At 67.3% G+C, this 16,548-nt stretch carries 16 protein-coding genes; 6 read left to right on the top strand and 10 right to left on the bottom strand.

Annotated elements, in window-relative coordinates; all coding sequences use genetic code 11:
• Position 1: 1 nt before the first annotated feature.
• From B1L11_RS03915 to B1L11_RS03890, 6 genes are all read right to left on the bottom strand, one after another.
• Positions 2-1,084, bottom strand: a complete 1,083-nt coding sequence (locus B1L11_RS03915; RefSeq protein ID WP_179154966.1) for a DUF4192 domain-containing protein — start codon at positions 1,082-1,084, stop codon at positions 2-4.
• A 71-nt stretch (positions 1,085-1,155) separates the two neighbouring features.
• Positions 1,156-1,461: a hypothetical protein gene (locus B1L11_RS03910; RefSeq protein WP_143736905.1), complete on the bottom strand. Its 306-nt coding sequence runs from the start codon at positions 1,459-1,461 to the stop codon at positions 1,156-1,158.
• Positions 1,458-1,892, bottom strand: coding sequence for a hypothetical protein (locus tag B1L11_RS03905; protein WP_079313204.1), 435 nt, complete (start codon positions 1,890-1,892; stop codon positions 1,458-1,460). Before B1L11_RS03905 ends, B1L11_RS03910 begins: the two co-directional genes overlap by 4 nt.
• A gap of 38 nt (positions 1,893-1,930) precedes the next feature.
• On the bottom strand, positions 1,931-2,329 hold the full coding sequence (locus B1L11_RS03900; protein ID WP_079313203.1) for a hypothetical protein: 399 nt from the start codon (positions 2,327-2,329) through the stop codon (positions 1,931-1,933).
• Positions 2,330-2,983: 654 nt separating this feature from the next.
• Positions 2,984-3,799 (bottom strand): hypothetical protein, encoded by an 816-nt coding sequence (locus tag B1L11_RS03895; protein ID WP_079313202.1) that lies wholly within the window; start codon positions 3,797-3,799, stop codon positions 2,984-2,986.
• A 652-nt stretch (positions 3,800-4,451) separates the two neighbouring features.
• The gene (locus B1L11_RS03890; protein WP_079313201.1) at positions 4,452-4,664 is read right to left on the bottom strand and encodes a hypothetical protein; all 213 of its coding nucleotides are present in this window, start codon (positions 4,662-4,664) and stop codon (positions 4,452-4,454) included.
• A gap of 281 nt (positions 4,665-4,945) precedes the next feature.
• Between B1L11_RS03890 and B1L11_RS03885 the strand changes: the two genes are divergently transcribed.
• Positions 4,946-6,571, top strand: coding sequence for a hypothetical protein (locus B1L11_RS03885; protein ID WP_143736904.1), 1,626 nt, complete (start codon positions 4,946-4,948; stop codon positions 6,569-6,571).
• A gap of 221 nt (positions 6,572-6,792) precedes the next feature.
• Here B1L11_RS03885 and B1L11_RS03880 read toward each other — a convergent pair whose 3' ends face one another.
• The 4 genes from B1L11_RS03880 to B1L11_RS03865 all read right to left on the bottom strand — a co-directional run bounded on the left by B1L11_RS03880 (position 6,793) and on the right by B1L11_RS03865 (position 11,694).
• Positions 6,793-7,008, bottom strand: a complete 216-nt coding sequence (locus B1L11_RS03880) for a hypothetical protein (protein ID WP_079313199.1) — start codon at positions 7,006-7,008, stop codon at positions 6,793-6,795.
• Between the two features lie 27 nt (positions 7,009-7,035).
• On the bottom strand, positions 7,036-9,342 hold the full coding sequence (locus B1L11_RS03875; protein WP_079313198.1) for a type I restriction-modification system subunit M/S: 2,307 nt from the start codon (positions 9,340-9,342) through the stop codon (positions 7,036-7,038).
• A gap of 337 nt (positions 9,343-9,679) precedes the next feature.
• Positions 9,680-10,240 carry a GNAT family N-acetyltransferase gene (locus B1L11_RS03870; RefSeq protein WP_079313197.1) on the bottom strand — a complete coding sequence of 187 codons (561 nt, stop codon included), beginning with the start codon at positions 10,238-10,240 and terminating at the stop codon, positions 9,680-9,682.
• Between the two features lie 23 nt (positions 10,241-10,263).
• Complete coding sequence (locus B1L11_RS03865) at positions 10,264-11,694, bottom strand: helix-turn-helix domain-containing protein (RefSeq protein WP_079313196.1); 1,431 nt, start codon at positions 11,692-11,694, stop codon at positions 10,264-10,266.
• 266 nt (positions 11,695-11,960) lie between these two features.
• Here B1L11_RS03865 and B1L11_RS44790 point away from each other — a divergent pair, with 266 nt between their 5' ends.
• From B1L11_RS44790 to B1L11_RS03840, 5 genes are all read left to right on the top strand, one after another.
• Complete coding sequence (locus tag B1L11_RS44790; protein WP_143736902.1) at positions 11,961-12,587, top strand: ATP-binding protein; 627 nt, start codon at positions 11,961-11,963, stop codon at positions 12,585-12,587.
• Between the two features lie 144 nt (positions 12,588-12,731).
• On the top strand, positions 12,732-12,986 hold the full coding sequence (locus tag B1L11_RS03855; RefSeq protein WP_079313194.1) for a DUF397 domain-containing protein: 255 nt from the start codon (positions 12,732-12,734) through the stop codon (positions 12,984-12,986).
• A 180-nt stretch (positions 12,987-13,166) separates the two neighbouring features.
• The gene (locus tag B1L11_RS03850) at positions 13,167-13,349 is read left to right on the top strand and encodes an FxLD family lanthipeptide (RefSeq protein ID WP_079313193.1); all 183 of its coding nucleotides are present in this window, start codon (positions 13,167-13,169) and stop codon (positions 13,347-13,349) included.
• Positions 13,350-13,431: 82 nt separating this feature from the next.
• Complete coding sequence (locus B1L11_RS03845) at positions 13,432-15,465, top strand: lantibiotic dehydratase family protein (RefSeq protein WP_218670886.1); 2,034 nt, start codon at positions 13,432-13,434, stop codon at positions 15,463-15,465.
• Positions 15,462-16,529 carry a lanthionine synthetase C family protein gene (locus B1L11_RS03840; protein WP_079313192.1) on the top strand — a complete coding sequence of 356 codons (1,068 nt, stop codon included), beginning with the start codon at positions 15,462-15,464 and terminating at the stop codon, positions 16,527-16,529. Before B1L11_RS03845 ends, B1L11_RS03840 begins: the two co-directional genes overlap by 4 nt.
• Positions 16,530-16,548: the final 19 nt, after the last annotated feature.

The raw sequence follows: 16,548 nt of genomic DNA, 5'->3' as shown, positions 1-16,548 counted from the left end.
TTCACCACCCCACCGGTAGCACCGGTCGCGCAAGGTCCGGGCACTGCTCGGCCTTATCTGCGATCTCGTCGGCCATGCCCGCGCAGTCCATCCCGGCGGCTGCCTCCGGCGGCAGACCGCAATCCAAGGCAGTACGGATCAGGCCCGCCAGGCTGTAGCGGGGATCGACCGACAGCGCCTGTTCCACGGCGACGCGCGCCAAGGGCCCGTCTCCGGTGCGCAGTGCGAGGAACGCCAGCAGGGCGGCGGGAGGGGCGGCGAAATCGGGCTCCACCCTGCGGGTGAGCTGGGTCCACAGCCTGATGTGACTGTCGTCGTCGTATCGCCCGATCAAGGTCAAGGCCGCATCGCGGACGAAGATCGCACTGAGCCGAATGCCGAGCCAGGCGACCTCCTCGGCGGACAGCTCCTGTCCGGCCTGGGTACGGTCCAGCGCGGCGGCGACCTGAGCAAGGCCCTCGTGATACCAGTCGTGATCGCCCCCAGCAGCCAGCAGGCTGCGCGCCTGAGCGCAGGCTTCCCGTGTGGCGGCCCGTACCTGTTCCCGGTCCTGTCCGCCGACCGGGGCGAGCATGGCCGTGAGCGCCGCGCGGTCGGGCCTGGCGACGTACCCGGCGAACACCGCCGCCGCGGCGGCCGGATTGGTCCCCGCGTCGTACGGGACGCCGTCGGGTGAGCAGCAGTCGGGATCGGGGCACGTGTACGACCAGTAGCGGCCGTCCTCGACCCGCAAGGCGTCGATCGTGTCGATGCCCGCCTCGGACAGTGCGCCGCGTACCGCGTCGAGGACGGGGGTGACGTGCCACCCAGGCCCGTACCCGATCAGAATCGCCCGCTCAGCGCCGTTGCGGGTGAGCAACTCGGCGAAGCGCCGGGCCAGGTCCGGTGTGTCCTCCGAGTCGTCCGGCAGATCGAAACGCATGCTGAACCGCAACCCCCGCCCCGTGCTGTCAGGGTCAGCGGCGGGTTCGAACGCCATCGCGACGATGCTGCGCTGGGGATGGAACCCCAGCATGTAGGGCACGATCGCGATGAAGTCCGCCGGACGGTTCAGCCGAACGGTGTGATCCAGACCAGAGGTCATAGGTGTTCTCCTGAACATGAAGAAACCCCCGGCGCGGTCAGCCGAGGGCGATGGAATGAAGAAGGGCGAAGTCAGCAGCGTTCGATGCGGACACCGTCGCGCGGTCCAAGGAAGATCCGCCTATCGGGGTAGTCGAGCCCGTCGGCGGTGCCGTACAGCGTGATCTCGCAGTCGTCCCCCACGCACGGGGTGAGCACGTCGGCGGCCTCGCGACGGGTGAAGGCGAAGTGCGAGCGCTGCCAGTAGCCGTACCGGTGCCGATCAGCTAGCTTGCGACGGGCCTCGGCCAGGCTGGCGAACTCCTCCAGATCATCGGGCTCGGGTGGGCCGTACCCGTTGCCGCCGTGCCAGAGCCCGTACCAACGCGCCACGCTCATCCCCCGCAGCGGGACGGGCAGCCGGGCGAGGCGTGGTCGCCGCCGCAGTAGCCGCACCACTCGTCCATCGCGTAGATCGACAGATCCTCGGCGTACCGGTCGCGCCACTCCACCTGAGCCCTGATGTAGGAGTCGAAATAGTCGGCGTCGGTGTCTCCCGGCCGAAGCGTGAGGTAGTGCAGGACCGTCCGGGCCGCGCTGATCAGCTCATCGGGCGTCAGAACCGCGCCGACACCCGAGCAGATGTCGGACCCGCTGAAGATGGTCCGGCGGCGACGAGACAGCCGGTAGCGCCAGCGGATCCGGCCCTCATCGGTCCGCCCGGCGGCCTCCACCTCCAACAGGTGGTCCGCGTCGATCTGCCACGCGGGCACCAACCGGGAGCTGATGATCCATCCAGGTGGCAGGGTCAGGGCATGCGTCATCGCCATGGCGACTCCAAAGGTTCAGAAAGGTGGAAGGGCGGCCGTCAGTACCGGCGACGGCGGCTCAGGTGATGCGGTCGTACGGTCGCGCTGACCGCATGGATTTCACAGTCCCGGAAGTCGAGGGCATCGACGAAGCAGCGTGAGCAGCGGATCAACCGCACACGCGCCCCGGAAGTCCGGTTGGTGTGCGTGGCGTCAATCCACAGATGGGTCTTGGCCAGACAGCCGAAACAGGTGATCACCTTGGCAGCCTTGGGCATCGGCGTGAGCGCTACCGTCACCACGTACTCACGCGCGCCGCCGGGATCGGCGGCGGACACCAGAGTCGCGGTGTCCGGGCGAACCTCACCCAACGCGGCCACCCGCATCACGCGGCCCCCGCCCCACACCGTCAGGTCTCCTACGGCCCAGCCCAGCGGGCCGGCAGACCTCACCTCCATACGATTGCCTCCCTTTTCGCGGCGCCTGTCCGGCGGCCTGTCGTACGTCCGGCGGATGCGGGAATCAGGACGCGCTTTCACGTATGGCGGATTCCGGCGTGTCCGGCGCTCTCGCGGCGCGAATTGCGCTCACTTAAATACGGTGGCCGGAACGGCCCGACCGTCCGCACGCGGCAGCATTGCCGCGCACGCCGCACCGACGGCCGACCGTTCCGGCCCCCTTGCCGTCCCGTGGCACGACTACGTGAGCCACAGAACAACATGCGAGAAACGAACACCGCGCCGGACGCGTCAAACGCGCACCGGCGGATTTCGCTCTCACTTAAATACGGTGCCCGGAACGGCCCGACCGTCCGCGCACGGCGACGTTTTACCAACGTCACCGCGCACTATACGAACGGTCAGGAAATCCGGTCTGTTGCCGTCCTACGGCTCAGCAACCAAGCCGCAGAACAGCACCGTAAGAGCGAACATCGCACCGGACGCGGCAGACGCGCACCGGCGGATTTCGCTCTCAATTGAATACGGGACGTACAACAGCCCAAGCGTCCACACTTGCCCGGCTACTTTGTGGCTCTGAAACGGGGTCGGCGCATCCTGAGGGCATGAAAAAGGGCCTCAGAACGCTCTCTGAGGCCCTCTCAACGGGTTGCGTCAGTCCTCTACGCCGTTGGTTCCGCCGTGCACCATCGCGCTCCTGACGTCGTCAAGACGCTCCGACAGTTCGCGCCACTCCGCGCGTGCGGCATCCCGCACCCGGATCACGTTCCGGCGAGAGCCGTACGCGCCCCCGTAGCGCTTCTGAGCTACCTTGTTCAGGACCCCCGCACGGCCCAGATCATTGGCCTGACCCGCTACCTCCATCACATCCGTGATGGTTGGGAAGTCCTGACCGTCTCCGAACGCCTGACGGAAGATGACGGCGCTGTTCTGCGCAGTGCAGAAAGCTACGGCCGCCCGTGAGACGTTCTCGGCGTGGGGCAATCCACGCATGAGCTGAGCGCCGGGCGTGGCGTCGACATCGCTCGGAGGAACATCGATGCGGTATCCGTTCCGCGCGGCGGCATCGCGAACCGCCCACCTCTGCAGGGTGGTCCGCGTGATTGTCATCTCTCCGCCATCGCGCCGGACGTAGACCCATGCGGGGGACTCTGCCCTGCCTTCAGGAGCCATACGGCAAGAAGCGATTATGTCTCGGATCCGCTGAGCGAAGAGAAGAACGGCATCCTGTGTGACGTCATCCGACACGTCATCGGTGCCGTACGGCGCGTGTCCCTGCTTAACTATCGTGGCGCTTCCATCCATGCGCTTACGGGATCGCGTCGCGTCGACCGTTCGGCAATAGCCGCGCGCCAGCCGCCGGATTTCCGCCCAGTCTTCCGGCGTCACCCTTGCCATGTCTTCCGGCGTAAGCGTCTCCCCGGGAACGTTGGCGGGAACACACTTTCCAGGAGCCACCCCGTTGGACATCTTCTATCTCCGATCTCTTCTATAGGAGCGCGCCTTTCGCGCCCCTACTGCCTTTGATCGGTTCAATTCAATCCCAGAACGGCCTCCAACTCAACGACATTCGGCGTTTCTTTACCCTATTTGATTGATGATAGGCTCGCCAGAGGGGGAATCCGATTGGCAATGAATTGACACTCCGGGGAGGGGGTCGAGCAATCAAGCAAGCCGGAGACAAGCGGTCAGCCAGATTGAGGGAGAGCTTTAGTTGACCTCTAGATAATGCAGGAAATCGGAGAATATATATTGCGACACCTCCGGAATCCAATAATAGAAACAGAATTACCGCGCCGGCCCCCGTCGGTCCTCTGATAGGTGGTGTCTGTCAGTCAGTCGGGCCGCCGAGTGGCTGGGGTTCCACATCCCTGACCTGGGGTTTCGCTGCCCTGCCGTCAGCCGCTCTCAATCGGCTGCCCACTGGCTTGTCATTGGTCATCTGAACGGTCATCGCCTCTGGAAACGGCGCGGAGCGCTGCCGGTTCAGAACGGCAAGCACCTCGCGGCAGCATTCGCCCTGGCTTACGCAAGAGACGGGACCTGCTGCAATAGGCAGCTCCTCATCCCTGGCGTCTCGGCACTGACGTACAACCCCTGCTGATAGTGCAGGCTGCAGGGGTCAGGCCCAGGCCATGACCAGTTGCGTGTGCCTTTTGCGGAAGATCCGGCCGACAGTTGGATTCGGCACTGTGGCGTCGGCGGGGTAGAGGCTGAAGGCCGGCTCGGGATGGTGGCGCCAGGCGTGATCCCAGACCTTGATCTGGTCATGGAGCCGGCGAGCGAGCTCGGCGCCGTGGTAGCCGTGTCCGTATACCCCGAGCTCGTAATTCACCCGCCGGGCTGTGGGAAGGTATGAAGGGCGGGCACGGACAGCGCCAGCCGATGTCCTGGTCCACCGTGCTGCGGCTGACCTGTGCTGGCCGTCCCCCGATCGTGTGAGCCCTTTCGCATTGTCCGCGGAGAAACAAAATTGGCGACGAAGGATCTCGTCCGTAGGTTCGTGGCGGTGCCATCATCGCCTGGACGGTCTCGCCGCAAGGGGACGTCTCCCGGTGGCATCCGTGCACTGAGACGATACGAGGACTGCCGAGCTGATTGCAGAGGTGGAGGGGCATGCGTCATCCGGGAACTATTCCTCAGTTGGCTGAGGCGCTTCGTCCGGGTGACTACATTGAGATCGCCGTTGATCAGTACGGCGCTGCTGTGGCCGGATCGGACGTGCGGTTCGCGCGCGTGGAACGGTGCGAGCACCTGCCGTCGGGAAGCATTGCCACGTCTTTCGGCGACCAGCCCTGCGTCGCAATCCTCTGCTATGGGATGCCGGGGCCGCTGCTTCTCCACGGAGGCGATCACCGCATGCTGGCGCAGGTCGATCCTGCGCGCGAAGAACACGACCGGCGGAGCCCTTGGTGGCAGATCGACGGCGCACCGTTCTTCGCGGGTGCCGGGATTCGCCAGCTTGGCGATGGTGACGACTGGCGGTGCAGGGTCGACCTTGCCTCGTTTCGTACCGTCGCTTGGCCGAGCCAGGATGCGTCGCCACGTTCACCGCGCCGCGCCGCCACCGTCACGATGCCCGCCAGCGCCCTGGCGCCAGGCGACTACCTGGAAGCGATTGGGGTTCGCTACCCGGAGGGCGACCGCACCGCTGATGAGGGGTTTGTACGCATTCAATGGGTCGGCGCCTTGGACCAGGATCTGGCCGCTCAGCTTGTTGCCCTGCCCGACTGGCACAACGATCGGCTGGTATTGGTCACCATGCGCGGCTCAGCCGATGTGCTCGTGCTGCGGCCGGACGACGAGGTGCGCATCCTGGCTTGGGTCAACCCCGAGCGGGCCGCCTGGGAAGGCAGCCTGGACGCGGAAGGTGAAGGTCCGCCCGGGCTAGTGAGCATCCAGGGCCTCCGGGCACCCACTCCCGCCGAGCTCGAACACGCTGCAGCTATCCGGGCCCAATGCCACAGCCGCACACAGGTGCCGGACGATGAAATCAGTCTGTACCCGCAGCGCTACACAGATCCTGCTGAGCGACGCCAGCTGCTGGAGGGCGTCAACGGCGTGCGGCTGGTCCCGCTGTCCGCTTTACCTTGGCCGCACAACCTGTTCAAGTGCGCACACCGGCAACGAGCCGACGACGTCTTAGCCAGTTACCCAGCACCCGACCGTGACGGCGGGACCGAGCAGATGTCGCAGGCCGCGCACGCCGAAATGTTCGGGCAAATGACCGCGGAGGATTTCGCCGCCTGCCTTTATCATCAGGTGAACTGGCAGGCCATCGGGGAGGTAGCCCGCCGGGCTGTGGAGGAGCACGACGGAGACTGGGAGGCCGCACTCGCCCGGTCAGACTCGCCCACACTCACCGATGACGACACGACGTGGCTGAGCTACCTGTTCGCCGATCCGCTTTGCTGGAGCGATGGAGAGGACAGCTTCGTCAACGGCCAACACCGCGCGTGCGCGCTTCGCGCCGCAGACGTGCCGGCGTGTCCAGTCGATGGCCGCTACATCCCCACCGACTCCTACCCTTCAGCATTACCCGCACGTGATCATGCCCAGCAGTTCGTGACGCAATTCTGGTTCGCCTACCTGAAGAAGCGCCTGAAAAGCGACGCCCTTGTCGCGGTGGCTGCACGGTTTTTGATCGCACGACCAGCCCTGCGTCGCCTCCTCTTCGGAAACCCAACCACGGCAGGCTCCCGGCCTGGTAGGAGCAGACGAGGAGCCTCCGGGCAGAATTGAACGGCAATCGGGGACGAAACGCCCGGGCTTGCTTGGGCCTCAGCATGTACTCAAACCTGCTGCGGGACCTGCCCGTCACGTTCTCCTCACGCACATCCCACAGCGCGGCTTGATAGCCGCTCCCTGGGCCTGGCTGCTTCCTACATCTATCTCGCCTTCGGCGGTCCGAGAGGAAGTACCACAACCACACCTTCCTTCACGAGAGCGGAACCGCCGGAGAGTCATCGCGATCGCTGGGCCGCGCTCAAGACCGCCAGGCACAGGGCCATCGCCGTGGCGAACGCCCCACCGCTCACCAGCGCCGATTCGGCGAGCCCCGCTCCAGTCTGGCTCTTCAATATGCCCGCGACCAGGGCGATCACCAGGGAGAAAAGCGCGGCGACCGCCAGCCACAGGGAGCGAGCGACGCCCGAGTCGGGGGGAGGTTGCGAGTCCACGTAGAGTTTCCTTTCTCGAAGATGGGTTCACGCCAGGTCAAGCGTGAGTGCACCGCTCATGAGCCCCTTGTTCAGCAGGGCGCGGGCGTCCGTAGCGGCGGTGACCAGCCGCCTGTGGAGTGAGATCTGCAGGTCGAGGTCGTGGAGCAGGGCGGCGACGCGCCGCTGTACGGGCATCGGGGGCAGCACTACCGGTAGCTCCCCGAATGAGCGGGCGCTGATGGAGGGCGCTCCCGCCGCAGCCGAGCGATTACGTACCCAGCCGAGTGCGTACGGCTGCGACAGGAAGGCCAGCAGATAGAGCGGATCGAAGACCTCCAGCCGGCGTGCACGCAGCCGGAAAAGGTTATGGTGCGGCAGCCACCCGTGCTGCCCGTCGCGCACCAGTGCAGGAGCGGTCAGCGCGCCAGACCGGATGCAGACGATGTCGCCGCTTTCGAGCAGGTATCGCTCGTGCGTCGCGGCGAATTCAGCCGAGATCTTCTCCTGGTCGGAGCCGGTGATGTGGCCGTCCCGCAGGTGCCTGGGCCGCACCAAGGGGACGGCACCATCGGACGAGCGCCGCTCGTCGCGTAGTTGTGCATACGAGGGACCCGCCTGAATCTCGCACACCTCTGCCAGCGTCGTGCGCGTCCAACCGTTTGGGAGCGGTGAAAGCGAACCGCCAGTCCCCCGAGCGAGCGCCGTAACGTGGACGCTAACCGCCCGGTCCGCCTCGTTCGCCTGCCCCTGCGTCTCGACCAACCGCTCGAATGCGTCCATGACCGCGCTCAACTCTTCAGCCGTACCTTCCGGCGGGTCGTCCGCCAGATAGTCCGCGGGGTTGAGCGAGAAGTCGTTGGCGCGGATGTCGCGGGGCGAAACCGCAATGCTGAGGCCGTCACCTGTTGACTGGCTGTCACACCACTGCCGATATGTGGTCACGATGGCATCCCGGTCGTCCGGGGGCAGCCTCCGGTGGTTGCGGGACTTTTCTGCTCGTTCCCGCGCGTCTATAAAGAGCACTGCCGCACCAGGAGTGCCCGGTCGGCGCAACAACCACACTGATACGGGCACATCCGTGGCGGGGAACAGCCTGCCTGGCAGGGCGATTACACACTCGACCACGCCCGCGTCCACCATATTGCGGCGAATGTCCCGCTCCGCCTTGCTGGCCGACGTCCCAGCGCTCTGCGGCATGATCACGGCTGCCCTGCCGCCGTCTTCCAGCGATTGCAGGACGTATTGCAGCCAGGCGAAATTGTCGTTTCCCACTGGCGGCACGCCATATGGCCACCTCGCCGGGTTTCTGTCCCGCATGGTCGAGCCCATGTTGAACGGAGGATTCGTGATGATCACGTCCGCCCGAACTGCTGGCCGGCTCCCGCGTGCCTCCCATGGGGCGGCAGTTCCGACCTCCAGGCTCGCATCCGCACCGTCTAGGGCCAGATTCATCATGGCGTACCGGAGTGTCTCTAACCGCGGGCTCTCGCCGCGCACGCTCGCGCCCAAGCCTGCCGCCTCGGCGGTCGCGACCAGCAACTCGCCCCCCCGAGCGTACGGGTCGTAGATGCGCTGGATCCCGTCTGCTCGAGAGACGACGAGGTCGGCTATCAGGCTGGTTAGCGTGCGAGGCGTGAAGAACTCACCACTGCGCAGCGCAACCTGCTCCTCGTACCTGCGAAGGAGCTGCTCGTACGTCTCGCGTCCGAGGTCGGCCGAAAGGCGAACGACTTGCCTGAGCTCCTGGACAGTGCGTGGGGTCAGCCGCACCAAGGAGTCTTGAAGTCCAGGGGGCACGCCACGTCGGCGCAAGGCCTCGTCCGCCGCATGCCCGATGTCGCGGAGCAGTTCCTTGGCCTGCTTTGCGCTGTCGGTGCGCATGGCCAGCTCGTGTAACCTCGTCCAGCGCTCTCGCTCGGCCCCCCACAGGAAGTTGAGCGTGAGCAGCAGGGTCAGGTAGTCGGCCATGGCGGCGGAGCCCTTGACGCCGTCCGCTAGCGCCAGCAGCTCATGCAGCCGTCGTAAGGGCCCGCGGCTGGGCGAATCCCCGACTGCAGGAAGCGGCTCATCATCGGGCAGACTGCGCCGGACCCGGTCACCGTATGTGGTGCCGAGGGGCTCGTCATCAATCAATCTGTTGACTGGGACTCGCCGCTTATCCAGCCAGGTGAGCACGCTCTCGAGCTGGAAGTATTCCGCTTTCCCTGCCGACACCGGCTTAGGGAAGGCTGGCTTCTTCTCCCAGTTCGTGACAGCCGGGCGTGTCACCTTGGCCCATTCCGCGATCTCCGTCCGGGTGATCAGCCGCCGGGCATTCCTCTGCTCCACCCGCATCTCTCGCTGCTGTGCCATGAGAACGACTGTAGAGGGAGCAACTCGGCTACTGCTCCCTGCGCACCATCGGTGCTCACCCTAGGCTCAGCCCATGCGCGGAGCCGTGGGTGAGCGGCCAGGCCCGCACTGATGCCCCTGATCTGCAGGAAAAGCCATTAGATGGCCTTCATGTTGATCTCTAGTACTGAAGCAGTCGCCGAAAAGCGGGTTAACAGATTTCTGTGACGATCACTCATGGGGATAGCTTCACACTTCCCGACGTACGTGATCGCCTATCAAGGGCAGAGTAGCTCCTAGAGGCAGCGGGCTGGTCCTGGGAACCTCGGCCCTGGTGACTCTGATAGGCGCGTCGAGGTCACTGTGCCAGGGGCAGCGGAAGGATCAGCACGTCCATCAGGGGTGCGTCGGGCCAGCCGGGGCGCAGACGGGCGACAGGCTGCCAACCCCATCGGACGTAGGCGGCGTAGGCCGTAGCGTTTTCCGGGCGGACCAGCAGTGTGGCGCGTCGTTCGCCGCGGCCGGCCAAGAGCTCATCATGCAGGGCGTGCGCGATGCCCTGTCCGGTCCACGCCCGCCGCACCATGATCTCCGAAAGGGCGAAGGTACGGGCGCCGTCCTCGGCGGTGAAGTCCGGCTCGGGTTCGGTCTCCAGCCCGTTCCACCACCGTGTGTCAGGGGGCAGAGGCCAACCCCAGGCCTGGCCCACCGGCTCGTCTCCGACGTACGCCATGACGAGGTCGAAGCCGTCCCGGCTGGTGTAGGCGTCGAAGCGAGCCATGAAGGCCTGGTCACTGGCGAATGCGTCACCGGTGGCGATTCGCTCGGCGTAGGCGTCGCGGTGGATCAGCGACACGACCTCACGCTGCTCCCGGGCGCCGGCGGCGTCGAACCGCTTGAAGATCACAGGTTCGGTCATGCTGTTCCTCCGGGTTCTCAGGATCAGACGGGGGCCAGCGCACGGGCGGCCTGGTCGAAGCGTTCGCAGAACTCCTCGTCGAAACCCTCCGCCTCGTGCCGGACGGGCCGCAGTTCATTGAGCACCCGGACGGAGGTCAGCCGTTCTCCCAGATCCGGAAGGAGCCGCATTCCCTCCTCGAGGGCGGTCCGGCGGTCCCCGGCTGCGGAGGTGGCCGCGGCAAGCCGGGCGCGGTAGTAAGCGCGGTCACGTGGCGAGCGGGCCGGATCGCTGAGAACCGACCGATACAGGCGGGCGGCGCGCTCGGGGTCGCCGAGCGCGATCCTGCCCATCGCCTCGTAGCCGGTTATCTCAGACTGGGTGACGAAGGTGCTCCAGGGGTGGTCGGTGTCGTGGGTGCCGCGGTCGAGCTCGTTGCGGGCCCGGCAGATCGCGGCCCGGAAAGCGACCTCGTCGTCAAGCTGGGCGTGGGCGAGTGCCTGGCGAAGCGCGATCAGCGCGTGCAGGGTGGCGGAACGGGCGTGCCGGGCGGCGTCGGCCGCGCGGTCGGCGAACCGCAGTGCCTCGCGTGCGGTGCCCCGGCGGCCGGTGATCCTGGCCAGGTGGGTCGCCTGCTGGGCCATGTTCACATACACGTGCACGATCAGTTCGGTGTCGCCGGAGCTGCCGGCCAGCAGTGCGGCCTGGCCGTACAAGGTGCGGGCGAGGGGCTGGTTGCCGGAGTCGTAGGCGAGCCAGGCGGTGACGATGCCGAGGTCGGCGGTCGTAACCAGTAGTTGCCTGCCGACCTGATCGGTGTAGTCGGACTCGTCCAGCATCGCCCGTGCCCGGGCGAAGGTCTGCATGGCCTGGCGCAGGAGGCCGGCGCCGCCGATGGTGCGGTCCTGGGTGCGCAGCCGCGACAGGACGGCCTGCAGGTAGCGGACGTGCGCGCGATCGACCCGCTCGGGAGGGGGCAGCAGCGCGGCCACGACTAATCCCGAGGTCACGGCACCGAACTCCCGGCGGTCGAGGTCCACGTCGACTCCCCAAAAACCGGCCTCATCGTCGCTTTCCAGACTGGCATCCTCCCGCCCCAGGATGAGCGGCAGCAATGCCGTTCGAGGCATCCCGAGTTCGTCGCAGACGCGGAGAATCTCCCGTACGTCATGGAAGGTGTACCGCTGGCGTCGTTCGACTTTGGTCACCATGGATTGGGACCAGCCGAGCAGGTTGCCGAAGTCGAGCTGGCTCAGCCCTGACGCTCCGCGCAGGATCGCCAGCGCGGCCCCCATATCGAGCCGGGTGAGCGCCTGCCGCAGAGGCAGCGAGTCCCAGACCCAGGTGGGGGTGACGCCGGTCGACTCCCGGGCCGAGGTGAGGCAGGGGCCACAGAGCGGGTCCGGGTTGTACCGGCTGAGCTTGGCGAAGCGGCATGCCGGGCAGACGCGGTCGCCGTTCGCTCTCGGGTCCATCGGGGCCCTCCGCCAGCCAGGGTATGCGTCGTCTTGATGGTGTCCGCGTTGCTCGTTGGATCGGGCAGAGCGTATCTCCAGCTCACCTTTCTCGTAGGCCAATCTGGCCTAACCCACGACGGCCTGGCTGGGACACAACGGCGTTGGCTCTCTCATCTGCAGAGGGCACGCTCGCAGGAGCAATCCCATGAGAGACCCTCTCGTCGCTCACGGTCACCACGACGGGGCGGCGTTCTCCCGGAAGACGCCTGCTCAGGAGACCTTGTATGGATGTGCTCCTTGCCCCGACCCAGACGCCACCATCAACACCCGAACAACCAGTGCAGATCCCCGCTGAGAACTGCCTGATCCGGGTCACCGCCTGGCGGTTGAGCCGCGAAGGCGGCCCACAGCAGGCTCGGCGTCTGCTGCGTTCGCATGTCGCCGAGCACGTGGACGGCCCCGCGCTTGATGAGGCGGACGTCGTGGTCAGTGAGCTGGCGACCAACGCGTTCGTGCACACCGGAGGTCCGTGTGAGCTGCGACTGGTTCAGTACGCGGGGTTCCCCATCGTCTGTGAGATCGCTGACGTCGGCGCCCAGGAGGACATCGTCGCCAAACGGCTCGCCGAGGCCCTGACGCCCGCGGCCGTGGCCGACGACTCCGATATCGCCCACCTTGACGAAGGCGGTTTCGGCCTGAGCATCGTCGCCGCCCTCGCAAAAGGCCACTGTGGCGTGCGCCCGACTCGGCTATATCACAGCGGACAGGTGGGCAAGGGTGTCTGGTTCGCCGTTCCGGCGCTCGGAGCCGTTCGTGCGACTCCGCGACACCCGGATGAATCCACCGGCCCTCCGTCACCTCGGGAAAGGGCGCCCCGGGTCGCGATGCCGTTGAACCCGCTCGGCGTGTAGTTGAGCGCCCCTGTCCGGGCTGGCCGGGCACGCCCCTGTCTCCTGCATCGCCGAGCACTCCGCCCGGCCCGGGCACACCACAGCGCGGAACGCCCGGGCCGGAATCTGTCCCATCTCCATTGACACGAAGATCGGAGATAGTCCATGCCTCAACCCTGCTTCGCGCTGTCCGGCGTTCCCTGGCGGAAGAGCAGCCGGAGCGCCAACAACTGCGCCTGTGTTGAAGTGGCCGTCTCGCCGAGCGGCGAAGTCGGCGTGCGCGACAGCAAGAACCAGGACGGCCCTGTCCTGGTGTTCACCCCCGCCGAATGGGACGCATTCATCAACGGGGTGAAGGCCGGCGAATTCGACCCCGAGCAGTTGGCCGCGAACGCTCAGGCTCCGTCCCTGCCGCTGTAGCTGCGGCAAGGGGCGGTGGTGGCGGAGTCGTCTTCCAAGACGCCGGCCACGAGCACGACCCCGGACCGATGCGGTGCGGGGAGTCCACCGGGGAGGACGCGATCACACGGGGTCCGGCTGCCCAGAGCCGGGCCATCGGGCGGTCACCGAGGTCCCTCCACCAAGGATCAGGAGCAAAGGATGAGCACGCAGACCATCACGCGGAGCGCCGAACCGCGCCAGCACGCCGGCGACGACGCCGACGACCCGTTCCAGCTCGACATCACCTTCATCGAGAACACGCCGGCGACTGAGACGGTGCTGTTGTGCAGCACCGGTGACAACTGCGGGAGCTCCTGCCCGAGCGCCTGCACCACCTCGTAGCCCAGGTCCAGCCCGGCGACGCGGGCCGGACGGACGGCTCCCTCCGGCCCGCTCCCTTCCTGTCAAGAACGGAGTGTGGGTGATGACGCGCTTACGACACAGCCTGTACCGGGTTGCCGGTGAGGGGATGCTGCGCGCCGCGGTGCACCTCACCGGGCCGGACCTGCCGCCCTGGCCGGGTCCCGCAGCGCCCCTCGAGCGCTGGCGTTCGTGGCTGGCGGAAGTGTGGGCCGATGACGCCTTTCGGCAGACGGCGTCCTGCGCCAGCCCGGATCTGGACCGCCAGGTCCAGGCGATCCTTAGTGGGCTCTCGGTGAAGGTACGCCGGGCACGCCGGGCGGCACTGGCCACCGCCCGATACGCGATCAGGTACGCGCGCCGCTCGACACCGTTCGGCCTGTTCGCGGGCGTCGCCCTGGTCGAGTTCGGCGACGTGGCTGAGGTCCGCTTCGGGGAGTTGCACCAAGCTGTTGCCCGACCGGACCCGGTGGCGCTGGAGGCGGCGATCAGCGACTGGGAGGCGGATGGCGATCGGATGGCTGACGTCGACGTGTGCGTCAACAATCTGGCACGTCAGCGGGCCGGGCGCGTCTACGTTCCGTCCGAGGGCGCCTCGGAGTTCTCCCTCGCGCTGACGCCCGCGGTCGCGCTGGTACTGGATGCGGCCCGGGTGCCGATCCGGTACTCGACCCTGACGGACAAGCTCGCCGCGGAGTTCCCGGGCGCGGACGAACGCCATCGGACGGGGCTGCTCGCGGAGCTCCTGCGGGTACGGCTGCTGCGGTCGTCGCTGCGTGCACCCGCCACCGTCGTCGACCCGGCCGATGCCCTGCCGGCCGCCCTGCGGGACACCCGGAACCGAATGGCGGCGCCGGATCTGCGGCTGGACGCAACGGTGCGGCTGCCGACGACGGTCGTGACAGAGGCGGAGACCGCCGCGACGGTCCTGACCCGGCTCGCCATGTATCCGACGGGGACTCCGGCATGGCGCCGTTACATCGAGCAGTTCGCCGACCGCTACGGCGAAGGGGTCGAGGTGCCGCTGGAGCTGGTGACGGACCCCGAGAGGGGCTTGGGCTTTCCCGAGGGTTTCGGCCAGGTGTCCGAGCCGCCCCGCCCGATGACCCGCCGGGACCGGCTGCTTCTGGAACTGGTTGGCACCGCGGCCATCACGAGTCATCGAGCGGTGGTCCTGTCCGGCGCAGTGATCGAGCGATTGGAGGCCGCCGCGGGCAAGCGTACGGTCACTCCGCCCCACCTCGAATTGTGTGTGCAGGTGCAGGCGGGCTCGGCGCGGGCTCTCGACTCTGGGAACTTCCGTCTTCGGGTGTTCACCGTCTCTCGGGCGGCCGGTTCGATGACAGGCCGGTTCTGGCATCTGTTCCCAGAGACCGGCGCGACGTACGCCGGTCTGCCCACGGTCGAGCCTGGCGCGGAGCTGGTCCAGCTGTCCTTCCACGCCGGCCGCGTCCCGGCCGATCTGCTCACTCGTGCCCCGCATGTGCTGTCCCGGCTGGTCAGCGTCGGGGAGTTCCGGCACCGTGGGAAGGGTGTGCTGTTCCCGTCCGATCTGGCTGTCGGTCTCCGCAACGGCCGCCTATATCTGACCGAGGCCGCCACCGGGGCACACGTGGAGGTGCTCGCACCGACCGCGATCAACTTCCTGTGGAACAACTACACCCCTCCCCTGGCGCGGTTCCTGGCCGAGATCAGCCGGGCCACCACTCCCCAGGTGACGTGGTTCGACTGGGGCGCGGCTTGGACCCTGCCATTCACCCCGGCGTTGCACTACCGGCGTTCGATCCTGGTGCCCGCGCGATGGAAGCTGCAGACTCACGAGTTGCCCGGTCGCACCGCGACGCTGGATGAGTGGGCCGTGCGCTTGCACGAGTGGATGGACCGGTTCGGCGTGCCAGACCGCGTGCTCCTGGCCGAGGACGCCCAGCATCTTCCGCTCGATCTCCGCCAGGACATGCACCTGGACCTACTGCGCACTCACCTTGCCTCCAGTCCGACCGGTGTCGCGGTCCTGCACGAGGCTCCGCCGCCGGATGCCGACGGCTGGATCGGCGGGCGGGCCCACAGCCTCGTTGTCCCGCTGAGGGCACGCTCATGAAGGCGACCGTCCCCCGGACGCAGGACCTGTCCGAGGGCGCGCTCGGAGTGGCGCTGCTGCACATTGAGCGCGGCGACCTCAAATCCGCTCGATGCAGCCTGGCGCGGGCGGTTGCAGGCGGTGTCAGTGCCGGAGGTAACGCGTCGTTGTTCCACGGCGCCCCGGCACTGGAGTTCGTGCTCAGCCGTGCCGGCCGCGCCGACCGTCACGTCCGGGGTGTTGTCGACCGCGTCGTGGCCGCCCGACTGGCCGCAGCGCGGCGGCGTCATACCTGCGGGGCACTGCCGCATCTCGCGGAGTTCGACCTCATCCGGGGCTTGACTGGGCTGGGCGCGCTGCTGCTGACCCGCGACAGCGCCTCGCCACTGCTGGAAGAGGTGCTGGACTACCTGGTTTCCCTGTGCCGGCCGGTCCGCATCCAGGGCCGGGAGCTGCCGGGCTGGTGGTCGGATGCCGGGCCCGCCGGTGAGGAGATGTCCGGCGGACACGGCAACAACGGTGTCGCACACGGCATCGCCGGCCCCCTGGCGGTGCTGTCCCTCGCCGCCCGGCGCGGTGTTCAGGTGTCGGGACAGCACGATGCCATCGAGGTGTTCACGCGCTGGCTGGACAGATACGGCTGCTGCTACTGGATCACCCGGGACCAGTTGTCCGATTCCGAGCGGCCGAAACGGCAGGTCGCGCGCCCGTCGTGGTGCTACGGAGAACTCGGCACCGCCCGCACCCGGCAACTGGCTGCCATCGCCCTGAACGACCCGGCCCGTCGCCTCGCGGCAGAGGACACCGTCGCATCCGTCCTCACCGACCCGGCCTGCGTCAGCCGGATTACCGATGCCTCGCTGTGCCACGGCTGGGCCGGCCTACTGACCGTCGTCCGTGCCGTCGCCGACGACAGCCCCGACCCGGGCCGGTACACGCCGCAGATCGAGGACCTGACAAATCGCCTGGCCGCTGACCTGGACCGGCTGTCCAAGCCCGGATTCATGGAAGGCCGTGCCGGCGCGCAACTGGCCCTGGACGGCACGAACACCACCGGCTGGACCAGGGCTCTACTGATCACTTAACCCCGCCCGTCATTCGACC

The sequence above is a fragment of the Microbispora sp. GKU 823 genome, assembly GCF_002027145.1.
Lineage (GTDB): Bacteria > Actinomycetota > Actinomycetes > Streptosporangiales > Streptosporangiaceae > Microbispora > Microbispora siamensis.
This window is presented reverse-complemented; position numbering and strand designations above follow the sequence as displayed.